The following is a 22521-nucleotide window of genomic DNA, read 5'->3' on the forward strand; positions in this document are numbered from 1 at the left end:
CCCACAGCGCAGCACTATGACTCTACTGACGACTCAACCCCCTAAGATTGGGCCTTATCAGTTGCCTAATCAGGTAATACTGGCGCCCATGGCTGGCGTCACCGACCGCCCTTTTCGGCAGCTTTGCCGACGGCTTGGTGCTGGCTGGGTAGTGGGTGAGATGGTCACCTCTGACCCATCACTGTGGCATACCCGTAAATCTCAGCTGCGAATGGACCACCAAGGTGAACCCTCCCCGCGTGTGGTGCAGATTGCCGGTGGCGATGCTGAGATGCTTGCCAATGCGGCGCGGCTAAACGCTGAATTGGGCGCGCAGGTGATTGATATCAACATGGGCTGTCCAGCGAAAAAAGTCTGCAACAAAGCGGCGGGCTCTGCGCTCATGCGTGATGAAGGGCTAGTGGCCGAGATATTAGAAACCGTGGTGGCTGCGGTAGATATTCCGGTCACGCTTAAAATTCGTACGGGCTGGTGCGCTGAATCAAACAATGGGCTGCGCATCGCTCAACTGGCCGAGTCGGCTGGCATACAGGCGCTAGCGGTACATGGACGCCACCGAGAGCAGCGCTATACTGGTTGGGCGGAGTACGACACGATTGCGGACATTAAATCGCACCTCTCGATACCCGTATTCGCCAATGGCGATATCGACAGCCCGGAAAAGGCCCATGACGTACTCCGTTACACCGGCGCAGATGCCGTCATGATAGGCCGCGGCGCTCAGGGCAATCCGTGGATATTTCAAGAAATTAGCCATTACTTAGCCCACGGGGAGAGGCTCGCCTCCCCGAGCCTGAGCGAACGTCGTCACGTACTTACCGAACACGTGGGCGAACTGCACTCGTTTTATGGCACAACCATGGGCGTTCGCATCGCACGTAAGCATGTCGGCTGGTACATCAACGATGATCAGCGTTTTTCGGACCATCAACGCCGCACGCTAAAACAACAGTTTAATGCGCTTAGCTCGCCTGATTCGCAGTTTGAGTGGATTAATAATGCCATGACGCATGACGCTGTAGAGCGTCTGCTAGCCAAAGGAAGCCATGCTGCATGACCGAACGCGACCTGCTCTCCAGCGAATTTTCTACTCACCTTTCCGGTACGCTGGCAGACCCTGCTACCACGACGCCACCTCAACCCTTAAGAGAGGCTGTCGAAACGGCTATGCGTCGTTACTTCGAGCATCTCGATGGCAGCCAGGCAACTGACCTCTATGCCATGGTGATGGCCGAAGTGGAGGCGCCGCTTCTTGCCTGTGTCATGGAGCATACGGACGGCAACCAAACCCGCGCCGCCGATGTACTGGGTTTAAATCGCGGCACGCTCCGCAAGAAGCTAAAACAGTACGGACTCATTGAAGGTGACGCCCCCTAACCCGGGGCGTTATTAGTTTTTAACTCACGACCCTGAACACGAGCATTCTCATGGCTGATAGCACTCTTAAAGCTGATAACAACGTAACTCCCGTTCGCCGCGCCCTACTAAGCGTCTCTGATAAAACCGGTATTGTTGAATTTGCGCGCGGCTTGAACCAACACGGCGTGGAGCTACTTTCTACAGGCGGTACGTTTCGTCTACTACAAGACAACAACATCCCGGTTATAGAAGTTTCTGAACATACTGGCTTTCCTGAAATTATGGATGGCCGGGTTAAGACGCTACATCCCAAGATTCACGGCGGCATTCTTGCCCGTCGCGGGCAAGACGATGCGGTGATGGCTGAGAACGATATTACGCCGATCGACATGGTCGTAGTTAACCTATACCCCTTTGCCGCCACCGTAGCCAACCCTGACTGCACGCTTGAAGACGCTATCGAAAATATTGATATCGGTGGCCCCACCATGGTGCGCGCCTGTGCCAAAAATCATGCATTTACCACTATTGTGGTAAATGCAGATGATTATGCGCGCGTTCTAGGTGAACTCACGCGCCACAATGGCCAGGTAAGCGCTGAAACCCGCTTTGACCTTGCCGTAAAAGCGTTTGAGCACACAGCAGGCTATGATGGAGCAATCGCCGACTACCTGGGCCGCAAAGTCCGCAGTGAAGACGCTTCCTTCGCCCGCACCTTCAACCTGCAGTTACATAAAAAGCAGGATATGCGCTATGGAGAAAACCCCCACCAGCAAGCGGCATTTTACGTTGACCCAACCGCAAGCGAACCCAGCGTTGCCACAGCCAAGACGCTGCAAGGCAAGCCGCTCTCTTTCAATAACGTGGCCGATACCGATGCTGCCTTTGAGTGCGTAAAGGCGTTCAACAACACTGCCTGCGTTATCGTCAAACACGCCAACCCTTGCGGCGTGGCCGTCGGCACATCGGCCCTGGAAGCCTACGACAAAGCATTTACTACCGACCCGACCAGTGCCTTTGGCGGTATTATTGCCTTCAATGTACCGCTAGATGCCGAGACCGCACGCGCCATCATCGACCGCCAGTTTGTTGAAGTCATTATCGCTCCTGGTGTCAGCGATGAGGCGGCCACCATCGTAGCGGAGAAGCAGAACGTTCGCCTTCTGGATGTAAGCGCTCATTGGCCGGGCACCGCACAGGCTGGGCTTGATTTCAAACGTGTCAATGGTGGCCTTCTGGTACAAGATCGCGACCAGGGTATGGTCACTGAAGATGAGCTTACCGTGGTGAGCAAGCGCGCTCCTTCTGAGGAAGAACTGCGAGACCTCGCCTTTGCATGGCGGGTGGCTAAATTCGTCAAATCTAATGCCATCGTCTACGCCAAAGCCGAGCAGACCATTGGCGTGGGCGCAGGTCAGATGAGCCGCGTTTACTCAGCTAAAATTGCGGGCATCAAAGCCGCCGATGAAGGGCTTTCGGTTCCTGGCTCGGTCATGGCGTCTGACGCTTTCTTCCCCTTCCGCGATGGCATTGACGCCGCCGCTGAAGCAGGCATTACCGCTGTCATTCAGCCGGGGGGGTCAATGCGCGACCAGGAAGTGATCGACGCAGCGAATGAGGCTGGTATTGCGATGGTATTTACAGGAATGCGCCACTTCCGCCACTAAATACCCGCAGATTGCAGGCTAGCATTTAGCACTATCCAACATGCTAGCCTGCGGCTAAGCGCCAATCGCATTATTAACCCGAAAAAAACCCTCATTGGAATGAACCAATGAGGGTTTTTATTTACATCATAAACAGGTGAACACGCTCGTTCACCTAACCAATATCAATACAAAGATATTTGGTTTCCAAATACTCTTCCAAGCCTTGGTGTCCACCCTCGCGGCCAAGGCCAGAGGCTTTTACCCCCCCGAAGGGGGCGGCGGCATTGGAAATCAGCCCCGTATTAACACCTACCATGCCATACTCAAGCGCTTCTGAAACCCGCCATACGCGCGCTAGGTCGCGAGAGTAGAAGTAGGATGCCAAGCCATATTGCGTATCATTTGCCATCTCGATGGCTGTTTCTTCATCATCGAAAGGGAAGACGGCCGCTAGTGGGCCAAATGTCTCTTCATGGGCCACTTTCATTTTATCGGTCGCAAAGCTGATCAGTGTGGGCGTGAAGAAGTTGCCACCCAACGGGTGGGGGTGACCGCCCAGCAGCAGTTCCGCGCCATTATCAACCGCATCTTGCACGTGCTCACTGACTTTTTTGACGGCATTTTCGTCAATCAATGGACCAATATTCACGCCAGACTTAGTGCCATCACCTACGTGCAGCTCGCTGTTCATTGCCACCGCAAGCTTTTCGCAAAAGGCATTAATCACGCTGGACTGCACCAGAAAGCGGTTGGTACACACACACGTTTGACCAGCATTGCGAAACTTAGCGGCCATCGCCCCCTCAACTGCAGCGTCAAGGTCAGCATCTTCAAAAACAATAAATGGCGCGTTACCACCCAGTTCTAGCGATATTTTTTGCACATGCTCGGCCGCCTGGGCCATCAACTTACGCCCAACCTCAGTCGATCCCGTGAAGGTTATTTTGCGCACTTTAGGCGACTGCGTCAGCGCTTTAGCTATTTCAGACGCATTACCCGGCACTACGTTGAAAACCCCACGAGGAATACCCGCTCGCTCAGCGAGAAGCGCTAGCGCAGTCGCCGAAAACGGGGTCTGACTGGCCGGTTTCACTACGATGGTGCAGCCAGCAGCCAAAGCAGCCCCTGCTTTACGGGTAATCATCGCCGCCGGAAAATTCCAAGGCGTAATAGCACCCACGACACCTACCGGCTGCTTGGTGACCACAATCCGTTGGCTGGCCTTTGCAGCCGGGATGGTTTCACCATAGACACGTCTTGCTTCTTCAGCGAACCAGCGCAGAAAACTAGCGGCGTAAGCAATCTCACCCTCAGCTTCTTTGACTGGCTTACCCTGCTCATACGTCATCAGCAGTGCTAAATCATGCTGGTGCTCGAGCATTAAATCGTGCCACTTGAGTAATAAATCAGCACGCTCTTGAGCAGTTAATGACCGCCAGGCAGGCAATGCTGCATCTGCTGCATCAATGGCACGCTCTGTTTCGGCCCTGCCTAATCGCGGAATATCGCCAACCGGCTCGCCGGTTGCTGGATTGATAACATTGATCTGTTCACCACTATCTGCGGCTACCCAGCTGCCGTCGATATAGGCAAACGGGCAATACAGCTTTGTCTCTTTCAGCGCTTCCATGACAGACTCCTGACCAGATGATGGCCTCGCAGGCACATAAACCCCTTCATGCTAAGACGAAAAACAGCATTTGACCAAGTGTTTGGCAACAATGCAGAGGCGCGTGGCAAAAAATATTCAAAAAAGCCTGCTTAGAGCGCAGCAGCAGCGTCTTTAGTTAATCAAGGTTAGAAACTCTTGGCGAGTGGCCTGATTAGCGCGAAAACCGCCCAGCATTACAGAAGATGTCATGCTCGAATTCTGTTTCTCAACACCTCGCATCATCATGCACAAGTGGCGTGCCTCGATAACCACAGCAACCCCTCTTGCCTGAGTCACTTGCTGCACGGTTTCTGCGATTTCACGGGTAAGGTTTTCTTGAATTTGCATACGCCTTGCAAACATATCCACGATTCGAGCAAATTTAGAAAGCCCAAGCACCTTGCCGTCAGGGAGGTAAGCAATATGGCACTTACCAATGAAGGGCAACAAATGGTGCTCACACATTGAGTAGAGTTCGATATCTTTGATGAGCACCATCTCATCGGTTTGAGATTCAAACACCGCGCCATTGACAATTTCGTCTAGCGACTGACGGTATCCTGCCGTTAAAAACTGCATGGCCTTAGCTGCTCGCTTAGGCGTATCACGCAGCCCTTCACGCTCTGGGTTTTCCCCTAAAGCAGTAATGATTTCTCGGTAATACTGGGCGATATCATCAGTCATGTTAAACCTCTTCTAAACTGTGTATGCGCACTTTAAAACGCTAGAACAGCGTCCGCTTTTCTTAATGCGCACTATTTATTAGCTGCAACCTAATGCTCGTAAACAACTTCATCAAACAAACAGTAACAAACTGCGCAATTCGCCGTTGCGCCAATCTATACAGAAAATATACCCTGAAAAACATTTGTACAACTAAAAGCTGCAAGTCCCGTTATTTTACCGTACCTAGCCTCACTGTGGCAGAGTGCCGCGCTCCCCCGTTCGTGTCTATTTGAGCTGTGCTATGATAAATCCCTATTTTGCTTTAACCGCAGCGTCAAATTTCGAGAGCACTCTACATGTCACTTAAATCAACATCTTTTTGGTTAACCACTCTCATCGGTTCAGCGTTGGCCGCCCCCCTTCAAGCAGCGGATAACTCTCTGACTTTGCCCGGTGGCGCTAGCATTGGCGTTGAGGTGGTCGAAAGCTTGCACCTAAGCGAAGAGCAATCGCGTATTGCGGATATTTTACTGCACCCCGCGCCCGCTGACAGTACAACTCATGAGCTGCCGGAATACTGCGTTCTCGTCGCAAATGCTCAATTAAGCGGCAACCGTATCCGGATGACAACTCAAGACGCAACGTGCATCGAAACCGATGAAGCAGAGAGCGCTATTTACTCTGGCGCGTTCAAAGCCAGCGCTTATTCAGATGACGGTCAATACGGTTTAGCGTGTGACAGTGGTGCATGCACGCTTAGCCCTGGTGACTCGTTTGTCTTGACGCTTGATGAAAGCGTTGATATTTCTGCGCAAGACAATCCCTCCGCAGAAATTAATGCTGCTCGCCGTGAGACAAATGGTGAAGGCGTCGCCAATCCGACACCCGGCGACCGTCCTTCTCCCAGTGAGGCTAGTAACGCGCCTTCAGCTCCCGCAGAGTAATAGCGGCCTGGCCTAGTGCGCGCTAAATGTGCTCGTTAGGCCAGCCAAATCGGCTTTTCTAGCTGCAAACACTGCTGCTCTAGCTGGCGAATATGCTGATCCCAATACCCGCTTTCTGCTAACCAGGGAAATGCACGGGGAAAAGCGGGGTCATCCCATCGGGAGACTAACCACGCAGTATGGCGAATTAAACGGTAAGCCCTTAATGGCTCAATCAAAGCCATTTGCTGATGTGGAAAGGTCAGCGTCTCCTCGTAACCCTCAACAAATTCGCTTAGTTGTGTGCGCCAGCTATTAGGGTCGTTTACTGGAAGCAGCATCCACACGTCTTGGATAGCAGGCGCTGTAATACAGTCGTCAAAATCAACTAACGTGAATGCCTCATCTCTACCCAGCACATTCCCTAAATGGCAATCGCCATGAGTCCGCATCATCGGTGCGGCATCAATAGCCTTCCCCCCAGGCTGGCGAAGTATTTTTTGAATTACCTGCTGGTAGGCGCGCCGCTGGTGCTTATCGAGCCACTGGCTCGCCAATACACACGTTTCTGCTTCACTGATATCACGCTCAAACTGCAGCTGGCGCCGGTATTGAAAGGCTTTTCTACGCGCTACGTTATGCAGGCTACCTAGCGCTTCTCCTAGAGCAAAAAGGTGGGCGGGATTATCTAATTCAGGTGCTTGTCCTGCGCACTGGGGAAACAAAGCAAACCGAAACTGCTGAAATTCATGCAACGAGCGGCCTTGGCTGTCCCGCCATGGTGCAATTACCGGCACATCTGCTTGGTGCAGCTCTTGCAGAAAGTCGTGCTCTTCTTGGATTGCCTCATTACTCCAACGTCCAGGGCGATAGAACTTAACTATCCAGCGGCCACCTTCATCATCACGAAACATCAGCACACGGTTTTCGTAGCTGTTAAGCGCAAACGGCTCGCCAGCAGGCCAAACACCGATCGACTCAGCGGCAGACATAACGGTGTCGGGCGATAGTGCGTTAAATGGATGTGACATAAGCCGCTCCTTGGAATGGGAGCCTCATTCTATCAACTCTTATCTAGCGGTGTACGGGCAGCCGCCCATATATCAACCCGTTCAGCACCCGCCTCAAGCGCGGCAATGGCTAATGCGTGTCCAGTCGCCCCTGTTGTGACCACATCGTCAATAATCGTAACGTGTGCCGGTAGTGCTGAACTCACTCGAAAAGCGCCCACCATGTTGGCCATTCGCTGGCGGCGATTTAATGAGCGCTGTGAAGGCAGATGCTGAGTACTGGCGGCTTTAACAACGGGCAGCTCTAATCGACGCCCCAGCTGGCTAGCGAGCCAATGCGCCTGGTTAAATCCCCGCTCCCGGGCACGGGAGGGGTACATAGGCACAGGCAGCAGTGCGTCACCCAACGCAGGTGGGGTACGCGTCAGCATCAGCTCCGCTATAAGGGTGCCTGCACGGGAAGATGCATTAAACTTAAAGTCATGGAGCAACTCTATAACCGGCCCCTGATATAAAAGCTCAGCTACAGTCACTGTATACGCAGGAGGGCTTGCCATACAATGTCCGCATAGGGAGTGACGGTGTGGAAACGACGCACTTGTTAACGGGTCTTTACAGCGCAGGCAACCATCGTTGTTCCAAGGCAAGCCATAGAAACATTCATTGCACCAGCCACTGCTGCACACCCCCGGGGCTAAGCAAAACGCGCAATAGCCTGGCAATCCGGCACGAAGCCAGTCAGTTGACTTGAGCATTGCCCTATTAAACCGACTCATTACCCACTGCGTCAGATGCATACTCTGCCCCGCCGATTAGTGCGTTACTACAATACTCAAAGTATTGACATTAACAAAGAAGCTGTTAGTATATGCCTCGTCTTCAAGCGGATGTGGTGGAATTGGTAGACACGCTAGATTTAGGTTCTAGTGCCGTAAGGTGTGGGAGTTCGAGTCTCCCCATCCGCACCAATTTTAAAAAAACGGTTAGCCATCGGCTAGCCGTTTTTTTTGCTTTCTATATACCTCTCCAGCATTTCTAAGCTGCTGACGAATACTTGCTTTTAGGCTAAGTTATTGTCCGTACGTACTTACACGAGAGGAATCGCGCCCAATGGAATGGCTTAGCGATAACGCCCAGGCAATTTCCGCCGTTACCAGTGTATGCACACTCTTAGTGTGGATATTTTATGCCCAACTACTCTATAACGGTTATGTTCGCCAGCGGCGACCGCGCATTATTATTAACCGCGGCAAAGGTAACGGTATGGAAGCCCTTTGCCTCATCAGCAATATGAGCAATGAAGCTATTTATATCCAGCACCTGGTGGCTGTCCTTCACACTCAACAGGGGCGGCATGCACTCGACGTTGTGGAATATCAACAGGAAAGTGACGAAGATAAAGACCCCGGCTACCGCACCCATCAAGGCCCTCTTGCTTCTGGAGACTACCTACATATTCAATCGTTCGGAAACATAGTGAACCAAGTCAAACGGCACTGGGAAATAGATGATGACATACTGCATAATCGCAATATCCAACTCGAAATTCGCGTAATCGCTATTTACGGTTCTGAAGACATGCCGGTGGGTGCTTCACGTAGGTTTAACCTCGATATAGACGCAGCGCCGAACTACCAGCTTATTCCCGCCAGCGTAGACACAAGCCGGCTCAATGGTCGCAGACAAAGGAAGCACGTTCTTAAGTGGGCCAAAGAGATTGAAACCCACAAAGCACAATAGTCTTTCCTTTTACGTTAAGGCACCGATACACGCTACAGCTGAGATGACTCGATGCATAAAATGATAATGTTTGGCTGGCTTGGCTTGTTTACCGCATTGGCAACCAGTGCCTATGGTGAAGAAGAGGACAGCGATCTTCCCACCTGGGCGGAAGAACGGGTAGAGCCATTTCGTGCCAGCGTGGGTAACTGGGTAGATAATACCTCACGCAACATTGACTCTTTTTTTGGCGGCGATCAATCAAGCGCTGTTAATAACGAATCCTATCTTCGCCTTGGCCAGGAAATTGATTGGATGGAGGGGGAAGGTACTGATGGTGATATCAGCATACGTTATCGAATCGATTTACCCACGACGGAAGAACGTTTGCGCTTAATCATCGAGAGCGATCCTGAAGAGTCACAAGGCACCTTAGCCGAACAAGGTTCAGGACGTCTATATAACGACCAGCGAGACCGACGCTCTTCAACGCTAGGCCTTGACTGGCTAGAGAGTCGCGATAAACGAGAGAACTGGAGCAATCGAATTGGTGCAGGTATACGCTTAAGATTGCCGCTTGACCCCTATGTGCGCTTTACCAGTGAACGATTGTGGGATATTGGCGAAGGCCCCTGGCAACTCGAATCTTCTAACCGCGTTTCGTGGTTTAACAATGAAGGCTATTCAGCGCGCACCCAGTGGGATATAGGCCGCCCTCTGTCCGACAACCGTCATCTACGCTTTATCACGACCGTACAGTGGCGCGAGGAGGAGGATACTCTCGAGTACAGCGAAATTGCTGAACTGAACCAGCGCTTAAACAGGCGCAGCGCCTTGCGCTATTCTGCTATCGCTATTGGAGAAAGCGCGTCAAACCCACGCATGACCAACTACTACCTTCAAACCCGCTATCGTCGAGATGTGCACAAAGGCATTCTCTTTGCCGATATTATTCCTGAACTACACTTTCAACGCGATGTAAGCTACGACCCGCGGTGGGCGATGACGCTGCGTCTGGAAATGTATTTCCAGCGAGAGATTAATCGCGACTATTTCAACTTCTAACACTGGTTTTTTACTGGCCAATTATCCTCTACAGAACGCATTGGCAGTGACTGCCAATGCGTCCTCAGCCTGCTGTATGTCGCGGCCATTCAATCAAAGCCGCAAACCGCCATCACACTCGATAATACGTGCTGTGAAATAGTCGTTCTCGAAAATAAAGGCAACGCTTTGGGCAATATTATCTGGCTCCCCTAACTGCTTCAGCGGCACGCTAGCGGCAATTTTTTCCAACATATCAGGGCGCATGGAAGCCGTCATGTCGGTCGCGATAAAACCTGGCGCCACCGTCCCCGTGCGAATGCCATAACGTGCAAGCTCCTTACCCCAGGTGACGGTCAGCGCATGAATCCCCGCTTTAGCAGCGGCATAGTTACTCTGCCCCATGTTGCCAGCACGGGAAATACTGGAGATATTAACGATAACGCCTTGATGGCCGGCTTCTACCATCTGGGTAGCCGCCTCACGCCCACAAAGGAACACGCCGGTTAAATTAACATCCAGCACTTTTTGCCACGATGATAGGGACATGCGTTTTTCAACCTTGCCATCTTTCGCTTTAATGAGCAGCGCATCGTCAGTCACACCTGCGTTATTGACACAGCCGCTCACCGGCCCCATGCGAGTTGCGATATCAGCAAAGGCTGCCTGAACAGACTCTTCATTAGCAACATCAACCACGAAGGCCTGGGCATCAATACGCTGAGCAGACAGTAGTGAAACAGCCTCATCAAGCGCTTCAGCACTCCTATCTAAAAGCGCTAGACGTGCGCCTTGGGCGCCTAATCGCTGCGCTGTGGCAAAACCCAACCCACGCGCACCGCCCGTAATCGCAATAGTGTTATTGGTCAACTGCATGTCACTCTCCTTACACAAGATATTTTTGAGTACTTGCAACAACTCAGTTACAAAACGAACGCTAGCTGCTGCTAACACCGCCTAGCCTGGCGCCTCATTAAAGCTGTGCCAACTGCTGGGGCTGGGTGGAAAAACATTGAGCTATAAAAACCATATTGTGCACTGCAGCATAGAATAGGCTGCGCTAAAAATCGAGCAATCAAACGTCTTGGCACCACCGAAAAGCCGCTGAAAGCTGCTTGTTTTCTAATTTTCTGCCACCATATTGTGCGATTACGTCTGCTCTGGAGCGCATTATGCCCATCCTCCTTTTTATATCGCTTTTCACTTTACTCGACTTTGTGCTGCTTTTTTCCGTTGGTAGTCAAATAGGCTTACTGACGACGTTACTTTTAGTGGTTGGCACCGGCTTTGTGGGTCTGCACTTAATTCGTAAAGAGGGCGTATCCACATTTGCCCGAGCCAAGCAGCGCATGCAAGCCGGTGAAATTCCATCAAATGAACTACTCACCGGTGCAGCGCTTATTTTTGGTGGTGCCCTACTCATGGCCCCAGGGTTTCTTTCAGACGTCTTAGGCCTCGCCTGCCTAATGCCTACAGCACGCCAACTTATGCTGAAAGCCCTTACTTGGCTGGGGCTTAAAACAGCTCATAAACAGCAGTATCAAGCGAACGCTTCTTACCAGCGGCAAAGCCAGCGCCATGATCACGAGCCAGAGCACGCGGATACTCCCCTTGAAGGCGATTTTATTAGCCGTGACGACGCTTCTAGGCGGCACTAAGTGCTTATTAGGCAAGAAAATTGCGAATACGCAATTTTTTTCTTGCCGACCCCTTGAAAGGCTCTGAGCAGCCCCCACTTTTGAGGCAGAGACAAATTCGGCGAAAGCAGATGCTCTCGCCATTAACATGAAGGCATGTGCCTTCACTTTTCGCGGCCAATTTGGCCTCGAAATTTCATTTTAAGCTAATAGCCTTCATAGGCTTGACGATACTCAGGAGAACGTGAGCATGAATATCCGTCCTTTGCACGATCGCGTCGTAATTCGCCGCAAGGAAGAAGAGCAGAAAACCGCTGGCGGCATCGTGCTACCGGGTAACGCGCAGGAAAAACCTACGCGTGGCGAAATCCTGGCAGTAGGAAACGGCCGTATTCTTGAAAGTGGTGACGTACGCCCATTAGACGTCAAAGTCGGTGACACCGTTATTTTTAAAGACGGTTACGGCGTAGAAAAGCAGAAGATTGATGGTGAAGAAGTGTTGATCATGAGCGAAGCCGATATTTTGGCAGTCGTTGAAGGCTAACTGTTACGGCAGCTACGTCTTTCAATTATTTACTTTCACATTTTTATATTCAATTTAGGAAGTAACAAACATGTCAGCTAAACAAGTTAAGTTCTCTGATGATGCCCGTAAACGCATGGCGCGTGGCGTTGACGTACTCGCCAATGCCGTAAAAGTCACTTTGGGCCCGAAAGGCCGCAACGTGGTGCTAGACAAATCGTTTGGCGCGCCCACCGTTACTAAAGACGGCGTATCTGTCGCTAAAGAGATCGAACTGAAAGATAAGTTCGAAAACATGGGCGCACAGATGGTTAAAGAAGTTGCTTCTAAGACGTCTGACGCCGCGGGTGACGGTACCACTACAGCCACCGTTCTGGCCCAAGCAATTGTCGCGGAAGGCCTGAAAGGCGTAACCGCCGGCATGAACCCGATGGATCTCAAGCGCGGTATCGACCAAGCCGTCGCCGCTGCAGTTAAAGAGATCCAAGCGATGTCTGTTCCCTGCACCGACACCAAGTCAATTGCGCAGGTAGGTACTATTTCTGCCAACGGTGACAAGCGTATTGGTGAGATCATCGCTGAAGCGATGGAAAAAGTGGGTAAAGAAGGCGTCATCACCGTTGATGAAGGTCGCGGTTTTGAAGACGAGCTGGAAGTGGTTGAAGGTATGCAGTTTGACCGCGGCTACCTCTCGCCCTACTTCGTCACCAACCAAGACACCATGACCGTTGAGCTGGAAGATCCTTACATCCTGTTAGTGGATAAAAAGATCTCCAACATTCGTGAGCTGCTGCCGGTTCTCGAAGCCGTTGCTAAGCAAGGCAAGCCGCTGGCTATCATCGCGGAAGATATCGAAGGCGAAGCCCTGGCAACGTTGGTGGTTAACAACATGCGCGGTATCGTTAAAGTAGCCGCTGCGAAAGCGCCTGGTTTTGGTGACCGTCGTAAGTCCATGCTGCAGGATATCGCTATCCTGACTAACGGCACGGTTATCTCTGAAGAAGTTGGCCTAACGCTTGAGCAAGCGAACCTGGATCACCTGGGTACCGCTAAGCGTATGACCATGTCGAAAGAGAACACCACCATCATTGATGGTTCGGGTGCAGAGGGCGATATCGAAGCACGCGTTAACCAAATCCGCGCGCAAATCGAAGACACCTCTTCTGATTACGACAAAGAGAAGCTGCAGGAGCGCGTTGCCAAACTGGCAGGCGGTGTTGCGGTTATCCGCGTCGGTGCGGCTACCGAAGTAGAAATGAAAGAGAAGAAAGCTCGCGTTGAAGATGCTCTGCACTCAACCCGCGCTGCCGTCGAAGAAGGCGTTGTACCTGGCGGCGGTACCGCCCTGGTTCGCGTTATGGCAACCGTACAAGGCCTAACTGGCGACAACGAAGACCAGAACCACGGCATCAACATGGCCCTGCGCGCTATGCAGTCTCCGCTGCGTCAGATTGTGACCAACGCGGGTGAAGAAGCCGCTGTTGTTATCAACCGCGTGAAAGATGGCGAAGGAAACTTCGGCTACAACGCACAAACAGGTGAGTACGGCGACCTGTTCGAAATGGGCGTACTAGACCCGGCAAAAGTTACCCGTACTGCTCTGCAGTCTGCCGGTTCAGTTGCTGGCCTCATGATCACCACTGAGTGCATGATCGCTGACGACCCAGAAGAGAAAGAAGCCGCTCCTGATATGGGTGGCATGGGCGGAATGGGTGGCATGGGTGGCATGATGTAAGGCCCCCTGAGCCTATCGCTCTGACGTTTAACGTCGCTAAGAACCCCGCCACGGCGGGGTTCTTTTATTTGACACTCCCCGCCCCACCTCTAACGGTCGTCAAAATCATGATACTATCAGCGCCTTTATCCGGCTGCTGTAGGTCTTCATCACCGTGCTCTCCAATATTCGCATCGTACTCGTTCAAACCTTCCACCCTGGCAACATTGGCGCTGCTGCTCGCGCAATGAAAACCATGGGCTTATCAGAGCTTGTACTGGTTAATCCACGGGCTTTTCCTGATGAGGAAGCAACGCGCTTAGCGGCTGGCGCTCAGGATGTGCTGGACAATGCGCGCGTGGTTAGCTCATTGGATGCGGCGGTAATGGACTGCATTCAGGTCGTCGGTGCCAGTGCCCGCTTGCGCAGCTTGCCCTTGCCACACTACGACGAACCCGATGACATGTCGTTTGACGTTATTCAAAATGCACAAACAGCTCCGGTAGCCTTGGTGTTTGGGCGGGAACGCTCGGGCCTGACAAACGACGAAATTCGCTGTTGCACACACCAAGCCAGCATTCCTGCCAACCCAGAGTATGGCATCCTAAACCTTTCTCAAGCGGTACAAATCCTAGCCTACGAAGTGCATCGAGCCTGGCGCAAGCGTGATATGAACGGCTTTGAGTATCAGCGTCCGCTAGAAGCAACGCCGCCCAGTCGTGAACAATTTGGTTACTTTCAAGAGCATCTTGGCCGCCTGATGCAACAAAGTGGCTTTTTGACCCAACCCCACGCCCGCACTGAAGAGCAGCTTCAAACCCTCTTTGCCCGCGCGCAGCCGAGCCGGAAAGAGCTTTCTCTGTTACGCGGTCTGCTAAGTGCTTTTGAAACACACTTACCCAAACAGTAGCGACGACAGTTTCTGGCATACAACAAGAAAGGGCAGCTCATCGCTGCCCTTTCCACTATTTTTCACTCTTTTCCACTACGTATTTCACGACTAGTCGGAGTTAACGCGGTACATATCACTCTCATTTATAACGACATGGCAGCCAGCCAGCCAAACGCGATAAGCGGAATATTATAGTGCAAGAAAGTCGGCACCACGCTGTCCCACATGTGATCGTGCTGACCATCGACGTTCAAGCCTGACGTTGGCCCTAAGGTGGAATCCGATGCTGGCGAGCCGGCATCCCCCAATGCTGCAGCGGTACCTACCAGCACTACGGTCGCCATGGGCGAGAAACCAAACTGGACAGCCAGCGGCACGAAAATAGCAGCAATAATCGGGATAGTAGAGAACGAAGAACCAATACCCAGCGTGATAAATAGACCTACCAGCAGCATCACCAAGGCAGCTAGCCCACGGTTGTCGCCAAACAGCTCGAAAGCACCTTCTACCAGAGACTCGATATCGCCGGTGGTTTTCATTACTTCGGCAAAGCCCGCCGCTGAAATCATGATAAACCCAATCAGCGCCATCATACGCATCCCACTGGTAAACAGGTCATCCGCCTCGCGCCACTTAAAAATACCACCTAACGACAGTAAGCCAATACCCACTAACCCTCCCACGATCATTGAACCGGTGAAAAGCTGTAAACCAAGTGCTGCCACGATAGCGATACCCGACATAATCAACCCCAACGCATGGGGTTCAGCAGGCGTTGGCGCCTGCTGATGGGCACTGGCGACTAACGCTTTGCTCGCATAGTGGCGCGAGCCGCGGTAGCTGAACAACAGCGCAACCACCAAGCCAATGGCCATGCCGCCTACGGGTATCGCCATTGCCATCGGTACCATACTTCTGGTGATTTCTAACCCCAGCGGTTCCCCAGCACTGTTTAAGTTGGCCAGCAAAATGTCGTTCAAAAAAATAGCGCCAAAGCCAACGGGCAAAAGCATATAGGGCGCTGTTAAACCAAAGGTAAGCGCGCAGGCAACCGCACGGCGGTCCAGCTGAAGCCGGTTCATCACGGTAAGCAGTGGAGGAATGAGCACCGGAATAAACGCGATGTGCACGGGAATGGCGTTCTGCGATGAAATAGCCACCAACAGCACGGCCACTAGCAGCAATGTTTTCACTCGCGCTTGGTGAACCACCGACGCTTCTTTACCCAGCATTGTTATGAGCCGGTTAGCCAGCATGTCGGGTAAGCCCGAGCGAGAAATCGCTACTGCAAACGCACCTAGCGTTGCATAGGCTAGCGCCACCTGGGCACCGCCACCGACGCCATCGTTGAAGGCACTAAGGGTTTCGTCAAGCGACAATCCCCCTATCAGCCCGCCAACTAACGCACCGACTACCAGCGCAAATACAACAGACACACGTAGAAGCGACAGTGCCACCATCACTAGCACTGCAATAATGACTGCATTCATGGAAATACCCAGAGCAATTGTAAGGTCGTTACCGCTGAAGGTGGCAAATATTACCAGATGAAAGCCACTTAAGCAGGCACTAACTAACCACAGTGGAGCAACCTTGCGCCTTTACTGGTCTAACTAGCGCTGTTAAACCCCGCCACCAGGCATCGACTTTGGTCTAACAGTCATTGCTGCTTTGCAACACGCCCCTTAGTATTCCCGCCTCTCTGCACGCGCAATAACCACTAATTTAGTTTTTACAAACTTATCAGGAGCCAGCATGGGCATGCTTGCGATTATCATTTCACTCATCTTACTGATGTTTCTCGCCTATCGGGGCATCTCAGTCCTGCTGCTGGCACCGCTAATGGCCTCTCTGGCCGTGCTCCTTTCAGGGGATGCAGCCTTCTTACTCCCTATTTACACCGACACCTTTATGAAGGCTCTGGGGAACTATGTTATTCAGTTTTTTCCCCTGTTCTTGCTGGGCGCACTCTTTGGCCAGCTAATGGCAGACTCAGGGGCCGCCCAATCCATTTCGAATGGTATTGTTAAGCGCTTAGGCACTCATCACGTGGTACTCACTGTGGTGATTGCATGCGCTGTATTGACCTATGGCGGCGTCTCACTCTTTGTCGTGGCTTTCGCCATATATCCGATTAGCCGTGAGCTGTTTCGCCAGGCCAACGTGCCTAAGCGTTTAATTCCTGCGTCTATCGCCCTTGGTTCTTTTACGTTCACCATGACAGCACTGCCAGGTACGCCAGCCATCCAAAACGCCATTCCTATTCCCTATTTTGGTACGAATAGCTTTGCAGCTCCCGGATTGGGCATCATTGCTGGACTCATTATGTTAGGGCTTGGCATTTCCTACCTGCAATCTCGCGTTAAAAAAGCAGCGGCGAACAACGAAGGCTATGGCCAGCATACCGAGCGTGAGGCCGAATCTACCGATAACACCGTCGAAACACCCTCTATGCCGCTGGTGGCGGCGTTAATTCCGCTGGTCATGGTGATTGGCTTAAACGCGCTCTTTACTTACGGCGTTTTTCCCGCCATTGATCTTAGCTTTATGAGCGACGCCTTTGAAAATGTAACGCCTAGCCGGCAAACCGGGCTTTGGGCTATTTTAATTGCGCTATTGAGCGCTTCCAGCTGGTTGATCATCAGCCATTGGCGACACTGGGAAAACCTTAAGGAGACTATTAACAAAGGCTGTTTTGGCTCTTTATTACCCATCTTCAATACCGCATCAGAAGTAGGCTATGGAGCGGTGATCGCTAGTCTCGCCGGGTTTGCAATTATTCGCGATGCCGTACTGAATATCTCTCCAGGTAACCCACTGGTTTCCGAAGCGTTGGCGATGAGCGTGTTAGCGGGCATTACCGGCTCCTCTTCAGGTGGTCTCTCCATCGCCCTTGAAACCCTAGGCAGCGAATACTTACTAATGGCGGCACAAGCAGGGATTAACCCAGAGCTGATGCATCGGGTAGCAACACTTGCAGCAGGCGGTATGGATACTCTGCCCCACTCCGGCGCGGTCATTACCCTGCTGGCGATCTGTGGCTTAACGCACCGGCAGTCTTATGGTCACTTAGCGATGGTTACCATTGCGTTACCTATCGCGGCACTGGTGAGCGTTATTACCCTCGGCACGCTATTTGGTAGTTTCTAAATCCAGTCAAGCCATGCGATAGTAAGTAGGCTAACGGCATTCGTATTCGTGTGCCTATAAACCTCTAATCCTCAGCCCAAAATAACGAGACTTAACATGGCTACCTCAAGGCAAAAAACGCTACTTTTCATTTTACTGGCGAGCCTCGTCATATCTACCGCCATGGGGCTTCGCCATGGATTTGGGCTCTTTATTGAACCCATGAGCAGTGATTTTGGTTGGGGACGTGGGGTATTTGCCTTTGCGCTAGCCGTGCAAAATCTTATCTGGGGGCTTTCTCAGCCTTTTACCGGCGCACTGGCAGATCGTTTTGGCGCCGCCAGAATTATCGCTATAAGCGGCATACTCTACGTCCTTGGGCTCTGTTTTATGAGCCTTTCGACCAGCGCACTAGGGATGACGCTGAGCGCGGGGTTACTGATCGGTCTCGGGCTTTCTGGAACTACGTTCTCGGTCATTTTAGGCGCCGTGGGGCGCGCAGTCGCTCCAGAGAAGCGCAGTATGGCGATGGGGATTGTCAGTGCGGCAGGGTCGTTTGGTCAGTTTGCCATGCTGCCCGGAACGCTAGGACTGATTGAGTGGCTAGGCTGGTCGGCAGCGCTACTGGCCATGGGCGCCATTGCGGCGTTTATGATTCCACTTGGCGCAATGCTTAAGGATCGCCCATCTCCTAAAGCACTCGGCGACTTAAGTCTACGCGACGCCCTCAATGAAGCGGCAAGCCAGAAAGGCTTTTGGCTACTCTGCCTGGGATTCTTCGTGTGCGGCTTTCAAGTTGTGTTTATTGCGGTTCACTTGCCTGGTTATCTTTTTGATAACGGTCTTTCAGTACAAGTTGGCACCACGGTATTGGCACTGGTGGGGCTGTTTAACATAGTGGGCACCTACACGGCAGGCTGGCTAGGCGGCATATTGTCTAAACCGCGCCTGCTGAGCTGGCTTTATCTAATTCGCGGCGCGGTTATTGCAGCGTTTATTGTCCTTCCGCTAACGGCGACTAGCGCCTATGTGTTTGGTATCGTGATGGGGCTGCTTTGGCTTTCAACCGTGCCTCTCACCAATGGAATAGTCGCTTCGGTGTTTGGTGTCCGCCATTTATCCATGCTGGGCGGTATTGTCTTCTTGTTTCATCAACTCGGTTCGTTTATGGGCGTTTGGCTGGGCGGCTATATGTACGACCTGACGGGGCACTACGATACCGTTTGGCAAATTTCGATCATACTTTCTCTAGCCGCCGCAGCGTTGCATTGGTTTATTAGCGAAAAGCCGCTTGCTCGCCCAGCACATTCACAGGTGACGTTATGAAAAGCACCATGACAGTAGCCGCCATGCTTTTAGCGGTCGCGTTAGCAGCAGGCGGGATTGCACTTGCCTGGTGGGGCTGGCAAACGCTGGATGGCTCGCTACTTCTCTTAGGGAGTCGCTTATGCTGAGCGTTGGTGCATAAACTGCGCGCAGTACCAAGCCATCATTCGCGCTTCATCGGTGGGAATTACCCACGCACTCACCGGGCTGTCTGCTGGCGAAATGCAATGTGCATTGCGGGCATTTGCATCACTATCTAATGCTATGCCCAGCCAAGCACACTGCCTCACTACCTGCTCGCGAACATACGCGGCGTTTTCACCTACCCCCGCGGTAAAAACAAGCTGGTCCAACCCACCCAAAGCAGCGGCTAAACTACCTATCTCACGGGCAATTCGGTAAGCATAAAGCGATAGCGCCTCTTCAGCCTCTGGCGCATCGCTTTCCAGCAACTCCCGCACATCGCCGCTGATACCTGAAACGCCTAATAGCCCGGAGCGCTTATAGAGCATCGTTTCCACTGCTTCAGGCGACATGCCTTCTTGTTGAATAAGGTGCAACACTAAGCCAGGATCAACGCTGCCTGAACGCGTGCCCATGGGCAGCCCTTCTAACGCCGTAAAACCCATTGTCGATGCCACGCTGCGCTTATTATGCATCGCGCATAGGCTAGCCCCATTGCCTAGGTGCGCCACAATAATGCGCTGTTTACTCGCCTCCTCAGGGAGGTAGCTATCCAGTACACGGCTGATATAGTCATAAGAGAGGCCATGAAAACCATAGCGGATCAAACCTTTCTGAGTAAGCTCACGCGGCAAAGCAAAATGGCGCGCCACGCTGGGCTGCTCAGCGTGAAATGCCGTATCAAAGCAGGCAATTTGGGCGACGTCTGGATAACGCTGCATTAAATGTTTAATAGGCGCTAGCCCATGAGGTTGATGTAGCGGAGCCAAACTGTTTAGCTCACTTAATGCATCTAGGTGCTCAGCTGTGACTTCAACAGGCGCCTGGTAGTCTCGTCCCCCGTGCACGACTCGGTGACCGATGACCGCTATTGAACCGCTCTCATCGGCCTCTAGCCACGCCATTAACGATGACAATGCCTCGTCATGTGTGGCGGATGGCGCTAAACCATCTAGCGAGAGAGCATTACCCTGGGCATCGTTTAAATGAACGGCTTCATGGCCGCGACTACCGATACCGGAGAAGTGCCCCTCCGTCGATAAATGGATACCCTCAAGACTCAGTGGCGCTTCAATCGGCGTCTTATAAAGCCCAAACTTGATGCTCGATGAACCACTGTTGATCACCATTATTTGCATAACCACTTACTCGCCCTTTGATGCGTTGCCCTGCTGTTGCTGATAGTCGGCCAGCAGCAGCGCTAGTGCGCAGGAAGCCATGCGCGTTAACGCGTCATCAGCACGGCTCGTCAACACAATCGGCACCCTGGCACCAACCACAAGGCCAGCCCCCGTTGCATCAGCCAAGTGGCTTAATTGTTTCATGAGCATGTTGGCGGCTTCCAAGTCAGGCGCTAATAAGATATCGGCCTGCCCTGCCACTAAAGAACGAATGCCCTTGGTTTTGGCTGCCGCTTCCGATACGGCATTATCGAACGCCAGAGGGCCATCCAGCGTTGCGCCGGTGATCTGGCCCCTATCCGCCATTTTGCACAGTGCTGCTGCATCAAGCGTAGAAATAATCTTTGGATTAATCGTTTCTACCGCCGAGAGAATAGCCACCTTGGGATTGTCATTACCCAGCGCATGGGCGAGTTCCACTGCATTTTGGATAATGTCGCGTTTTTGCTCCAACGTAGGATAAATAGTAATAGCAGCATCGGTAATGAATAGCGGACGCGGGTAAGTAGGCACATCAAACGCCATCACATGGCTCAGGCAGCGCTCGGTGCGCAGCCCCCCTTCCCGTTTAACCACCTCGTGCAGTAGCTCGCTTGTAGGCAGCGAGCCTTTCATTAGTGCATCTACTTTGCCATCCCGAGCCAGCGCCACCGCTTTGGCCGCAGCGGCATGGCTATGTGGCGTATCGATCAGCTCGAACTCACTTATATCAACATCGGCCGCGTTCGCAGCTGCCTCAATCTTAGCCTTAGGCCCAACAAGCACAGGCACAATTAACCGCTGCACAGCAGCCTCGACCGCGCCTCTTATAGAGCTCTCATCCACGGGATGAACGACGGCCATACGTAATGGCGCAGGATGGTCAGCGGCGGTGAGAATCTCATGGAGCCGCCCCCGTTCAGAGAGCCGAATAGCAGGAAGTTCTGCACGGGGACGGCGGATTTTTTCAGTAGGCGCAAGTACCTCAGCCTCACCTTCAATCACTATGTCGCCATGCTGATTGCGGCATTCGCAGGCGAATATCACGTGGTGGTTACGTGACTGCTTGTCCGTTACCTTAACCGCCACATGAAGCACATCACCCAAGCGTACTGGCGCCCTGAAACGCAGCGTTTGGCCTAAGTAAATAGTGCCAGGCCCAGGCAGTTCCGTCCCCAGCACCGTAGAGATAAGCGCTCCGCCCCACATTCCGTGGGCGACAACTTCTTGAAAACGACTTCTTTTCGCGTAGTCATCGTCCACATGAGACGGGTTGATATCTCCCGACATAATGGCAAACAGTTTGATATCATCCATGGTTAAGCGTTTTTCCAAGAACGCCCTGTCGCCCACTTTTATTTCGTCAAACGTACGATTTTCAATCAGATCATTCGTGTAATTGTCTGACATCCAGTTACTCCTTTAGCATGCGTACTTAAGACTTAAGCTAGAAATATCGTATCCAACAAACTCATAGTGCAGGTGACAGCCTACATCTAGGCAATGCGCTAAAATTACCAGCGAAATTCTGGCGATCGAAGTAAGTTAAACCAAAGCATTATCAACAACTTGAACGCCGGCTAGTGACAGCAGCTGCAAGCGCGCCTCATATTCATTAGCTAGTTAATCAACTTTGAGTAACCTATGAACAATGAGAGTGCAAATAGCACCATGCGACACAGCATGAAAATCAACATCTTGCGGCCCAAGCTAAGCTGCCATATCCTTGCATCTTACTAGACATTTCGATAATGGTGAGGAAAATTGCTGCAGTGCTCTCGCAGGTATCCATCGGACTGTACTCGTTTAACAGAGGAAAAGCTTTTTTTAAGAAGCCTCCCCCTAGATAGCACCATACCGAAACCCTTATCATTGTTGGCACTTGATATTATGCCAATTACCCTATTACTGAGCAGTGCGACGCTAGCCTTTAGGG

General features: G+C 52.1%; 21 protein-coding genes and 1 tRNA gene. 14 read left to right on the plus strand and 8 right to left on the minus strand.

Annotated elements, in window-relative coordinates:
• Positions 1–16 precede the first annotated feature (16 nt).
• The 3 genes from dusB to purH are packed head-to-tail and all read left to right on the plus strand — an operon-like array spanning position 17 to position 3026.
• Positions 17–1057: a tRNA dihydrouridine synthase DusB gene (gene dusB / locus LG301_RS08330; protein ID WP_404475035.1), complete on the plus strand. Its 1041-nt coding sequence runs from the start codon at positions 17–19 to the stop codon at positions 1055–1057.
• Positions 1054–1377 (plus strand): DNA-binding transcriptional regulator Fis, encoded by a 324-nt coding sequence (fis, locus tag LG301_RS08335; protein WP_404475037.1) that lies wholly within the window; start codon positions 1054–1056, stop codon positions 1375–1377. Before dusB ends, fis begins: the two co-directional genes overlap by 4 nt.
• A 50-nt stretch (positions 1378–1427) precedes the next feature.
• Positions 1428–3026: a bifunctional phosphoribosylaminoimidazolecarboxamide formyltransferase/IMP cyclohydrolase gene (gene purH / locus LG301_RS08340; protein WP_404475039.1), complete on the plus strand. Its 1599-nt coding sequence runs from the start codon at positions 1428–1430 to the stop codon at positions 3024–3026.
• Positions 3027–3180: 154 nt separating this feature from the next.
• On the opposite strand, the gene LG301_RS08345 is transcribed toward purH, so the two are convergent.
• Together LG301_RS08345 and folE are read right to left on the minus strand one after the other, a co-directional pair.
• Positions 3181–4638 carry an NAD-dependent succinate-semialdehyde dehydrogenase gene (locus LG301_RS08345; RefSeq protein ID WP_263068632.1) on the minus strand — a complete coding sequence of 486 codons (1458 nt, stop codon included), beginning with the start codon at positions 4636–4638 and terminating at the stop codon, positions 3181–3183.
• A gap of 153 nt (positions 4639–4791) precedes the next feature.
• The gene (folE, locus tag LG301_RS08350; protein ID WP_404475041.1) at positions 4792–5343 is read right to left on the minus strand and encodes a GTP cyclohydrolase I FolE; all 552 of its coding nucleotides are present in this window, start codon (positions 5341–5343) and stop codon (positions 4792–4794) included.
• Between the two features lie 338 nt (positions 5344–5681).
• Between folE and LG301_RS08355 the strand changes: the two genes are divergently transcribed.
• The gene (locus LG301_RS08355) at positions 5682–6269 is read left to right on the plus strand and encodes a hypothetical protein (RefSeq protein ID WP_404475043.1); all 588 of its coding nucleotides are present in this window, start codon (positions 5682–5684) and stop codon (positions 6267–6269) included.
• Between the two features lie 35 nt (positions 6270–6304).
• On the opposite strand, the gene LG301_RS08360 is transcribed toward LG301_RS08355, so the two are convergent.
• Together LG301_RS08360 and LG301_RS08365 are read right to left on the minus strand one after the other, a co-directional pair.
• Entirely contained in the window at positions 6305–7279 is a 975-nt protein-coding gene (locus LG301_RS08360) for a serine/threonine protein kinase (RefSeq protein ID WP_404475045.1), read from the minus strand.
• 32 nt (positions 7280–7311) lie between these two features.
• Positions 7312–7689 (minus strand): ComF family protein, encoded by a 378-nt coding sequence (locus LG301_RS08365; protein ID WP_404475047.1) that lies wholly within the window; start codon positions 7687–7689, stop codon positions 7312–7314.
• A gap of 452 nt (positions 7690–8141) precedes the next feature.
• On the opposite strand from LG301_RS08365, the gene LG301_RS08370 reads away from it, so the two are divergent.
• The 3 genes from LG301_RS08370 (at position 8142) to LG301_RS08380 (ending at position 10042) form a co-directional block, all read left to right on the plus strand.
• Positions 8142–8226 (plus strand) — tRNA-Leu (locus tag LG301_RS08370).
• Positions 8227–8368: 142 nt separating this feature from the next.
• Positions 8369–8998 (plus strand): hypothetical protein, encoded by a 630-nt coding sequence (locus LG301_RS08375; RefSeq protein WP_404475050.1) that lies wholly within the window; start codon positions 8369–8371, stop codon positions 8996–8998.
• 60 nt (positions 8999–9058) lie between these two features.
• Positions 9059–10042 (plus strand): hypothetical protein, encoded by a 984-nt coding sequence (locus LG301_RS08380; protein ID WP_404475211.1) that lies wholly within the window; start codon positions 9059–9061, stop codon positions 10040–10042.
• Between the two features lie 93 nt (positions 10043–10135).
• Here the strand turns inward: LG301_RS08380 and LG301_RS08385 are convergent, their stop codons facing one another.
• On the minus strand, positions 10136–10897 hold the full coding sequence (locus tag LG301_RS08385; protein WP_404475052.1) for an SDR family oxidoreductase: 762 nt from the start codon (positions 10895–10897) through the stop codon (positions 10136–10138).
• 296 nt (positions 10898–11193) lie between these two features.
• Here LG301_RS08385 and LG301_RS08390 point away from each other — a divergent pair, with 296 nt between their 5' ends.
• The 4 genes from LG301_RS08390 (at position 11194) to LG301_RS08405 (ending at position 14805) form a co-directional block, all read left to right on the plus strand.
• A complete protein-coding gene (locus LG301_RS08390) occupies positions 11194–11679 on the plus strand; it encodes an FxsA family protein (protein WP_404475054.1) in 486 nt (161 codons plus the stop codon).
• 229 nt (positions 11680–11908) lie between these two features.
• Positions 11909–12202 (plus strand): co-chaperone GroES, encoded by a 294-nt coding sequence (locus tag LG301_RS08395; protein WP_009095313.1) that lies wholly within the window; start codon positions 11909–11911, stop codon positions 12200–12202.
• Between the two features lie 70 nt (positions 12203–12272).
• Positions 12273–13916, plus strand: coding sequence for a chaperonin GroEL (gene groL / locus LG301_RS08400; RefSeq protein ID WP_263068620.1), 1644 nt, complete (start codon positions 12273–12275; stop codon positions 13914–13916).
• Between the two features lie 154 nt (positions 13917–14070).
• Positions 14071–14805 (plus strand): RNA methyltransferase, encoded by a 735-nt coding sequence (locus LG301_RS08405; protein ID WP_404475057.1) that lies wholly within the window; start codon positions 14071–14073, stop codon positions 14803–14805.
• A gap of 125 nt (positions 14806–14930) precedes the next feature.
• Here the strand turns inward: LG301_RS08405 and LG301_RS08410 are convergent, their stop codons facing one another.
• Complete coding sequence (locus LG301_RS08410; protein WP_404475060.1) at positions 14931–16277, minus strand: Na+/H+ antiporter family protein; 1347 nt, start codon at positions 16275–16277, stop codon at positions 14931–14933.
• 265 nt (positions 16278–16542) lie between these two features.
• Between LG301_RS08410 and LG301_RS08415 the strand changes: the two genes are divergently transcribed.
• The 3 genes from LG301_RS08415 to LG301_RS08425 all read left to right on the plus strand — a co-directional run bounded on the left by LG301_RS08415 (position 16543) and on the right by LG301_RS08425 (position 19370).
• Entirely contained in the window at positions 16543–17937 is a 1395-nt protein-coding gene (locus LG301_RS08415) for a GntP family permease (RefSeq protein ID WP_404475061.1), read from the plus strand.
• 96 nt (positions 17938–18033) lie between these two features.
• The gene (locus LG301_RS08420) at positions 18034–19242 is read left to right on the plus strand and encodes an MFS transporter (protein ID WP_404475063.1); all 1209 of its coding nucleotides are present in this window, start codon (positions 18034–18036) and stop codon (positions 19240–19242) included.
• Positions 19239–19370, plus strand: a complete 132-nt coding sequence (locus LG301_RS08425; protein ID WP_404475065.1) for a hypothetical protein — start codon at positions 19239–19241, stop codon at positions 19368–19370. The genes LG301_RS08420 and LG301_RS08425 overlap by 4 nt, the downstream gene beginning before the upstream one ends.
• On the opposite strand, the gene LG301_RS08430 is transcribed toward LG301_RS08425, so the two are convergent.
• Together LG301_RS08430 and LG301_RS08435 are read right to left on the minus strand one after the other, a co-directional pair.
• Positions 19362–20564, minus strand: coding sequence for an acetate/propionate family kinase (locus tag LG301_RS08430; RefSeq protein WP_404475067.1), 1203 nt, complete (start codon positions 20562–20564; stop codon positions 19362–19364). The two genes, LG301_RS08425 and LG301_RS08430, sit on opposite strands and share 9 nt — an antisense overlap.
• 6 nt (positions 20565–20570) lie before the next feature.
• Positions 20571–21995 (minus strand): bifunctional enoyl-CoA hydratase/phosphate acetyltransferase, encoded by a 1425-nt coding sequence (locus LG301_RS08435; RefSeq protein ID WP_404475069.1) that lies wholly within the window; start codon positions 21993–21995, stop codon positions 20571–20573.
• Positions 21996–22521: the final 526 nt, after the last annotated feature.

Origin of the sequence: Vreelandella venusta (genome assembly GCF_044809155.1) — a bacterium.
In the GTDB taxonomy this organism is placed as follows: domain Bacteria; phylum Pseudomonadota; class Gammaproteobacteria; order Pseudomonadales; family Halomonadaceae; genus Vreelandella; species Vreelandella venusta_B.

Coding starts and splice junctions, on each gene's coding strand:
- folE (WP_404475041.1), bottom strand. CDS start 5,343: ATGACTGATGATATCGCCCAGTATTACCGAGAAATCATTACTGCTTTA.
- groL (WP_263068620.1), top strand. CDS start 12,273: ATGTCAGCTAAACAAGTTAAGTTCTCTGATGATGCCCGTAAACGCATG.
- LG301_RS08425 (WP_404475065.1), top strand. CDS start 19,239: ATGAAAAGCACCATGACAGTAGCCGCCATGCTTTTAGCGGTCGCGTTA.
- LG301_RS08345 (WP_263068632.1), bottom strand. CDS start 4,638: ATGGAAGCGCTGAAAGAGACAAAGCTGTATTGCCCGTTTGCCTATATC.
- LG301_RS08375 (WP_404475050.1), top strand. CDS start 8,369: ATGGAATGGCTTAGCGATAACGCCCAGGCAATTTCCGCCGTTACCAGT.
- LG301_RS08420 (WP_404475063.1), top strand. CDS start 18,034: ATGGCTACCTCAAGGCAAAAAACGCTACTTTTCATTTTACTGGCGAGC.
- LG301_RS08360 (WP_404475045.1), bottom strand. CDS start 7,279: ATGTCACATCCATTTAACGCACTATCGCCCGACACCGTTATGTCTGCC.
- LG301_RS08365 (WP_404475047.1), bottom strand. CDS start 7,689: ATGCTGACGCGTACCCCACCTGCGTTGGGTGACGCACTGCTGCCTGTG.
- LG301_RS08430 (WP_404475067.1), bottom strand. CDS start 20,564: ATGCAAATAATGGTGATCAACAGTGGTTCATCGAGCATCAAGTTTGGG.
- LG301_RS08415 (WP_404475061.1), top strand. CDS start 16,543: ATGGGCATGCTTGCGATTATCATTTCACTCATCTTACTGATGTTTCTC.
- purH (WP_404475039.1), top strand. CDS start 1,428: ATGGCTGATAGCACTCTTAAAGCTGATAACAACGTAACTCCCGTTCGC.
- LG301_RS08385 (WP_404475052.1), bottom strand. CDS start 10,897: ATGCAGTTGACCAATAACACTATTGCGATTACGGGCGGTGCGCGTGGG.
- LG301_RS08395 (WP_009095313.1), top strand. CDS start 11,909: ATGAATATCCGTCCTTTGCACGATCGCGTCGTAATTCGCCGCAAGGAA.
- LG301_RS08355 (WP_404475043.1), top strand. CDS start 5,682: ATGTCACTTAAATCAACATCTTTTTGGTTAACCACTCTCATCGGTTCA.
- LG301_RS08380 (WP_404475211.1), top strand. CDS start 9,059: ATGATAATGTTTGGCTGGCTTGGCTTGTTTACCGCATTGGCAACCAGT.
- fis (WP_404475037.1), top strand. CDS start 1,054: ATGACCGAACGCGACCTGCTCTCCAGCGAATTTTCTACTCACCTTTCC.
- dusB (WP_404475035.1), top strand. CDS start 17: ATGACTCTACTGACGACTCAACCCCCTAAGATTGGGCCTTATCAGTTG.
- LG301_RS08435 (WP_404475069.1), bottom strand. CDS start 21,995: ATGTCAGACAATTACACGAATGATCTGATTGAAAATCGTACGTTTGAC.
- LG301_RS08390 (WP_404475054.1), top strand. CDS start 11,194: ATGCCCATCCTCCTTTTTATATCGCTTTTCACTTTACTCGACTTTGTG.
- LG301_RS08410 (WP_404475060.1), bottom strand. CDS start 16,277: ATGAATGCAGTCATTATTGCAGTGCTAGTGATGGTGGCACTGTCGCTT.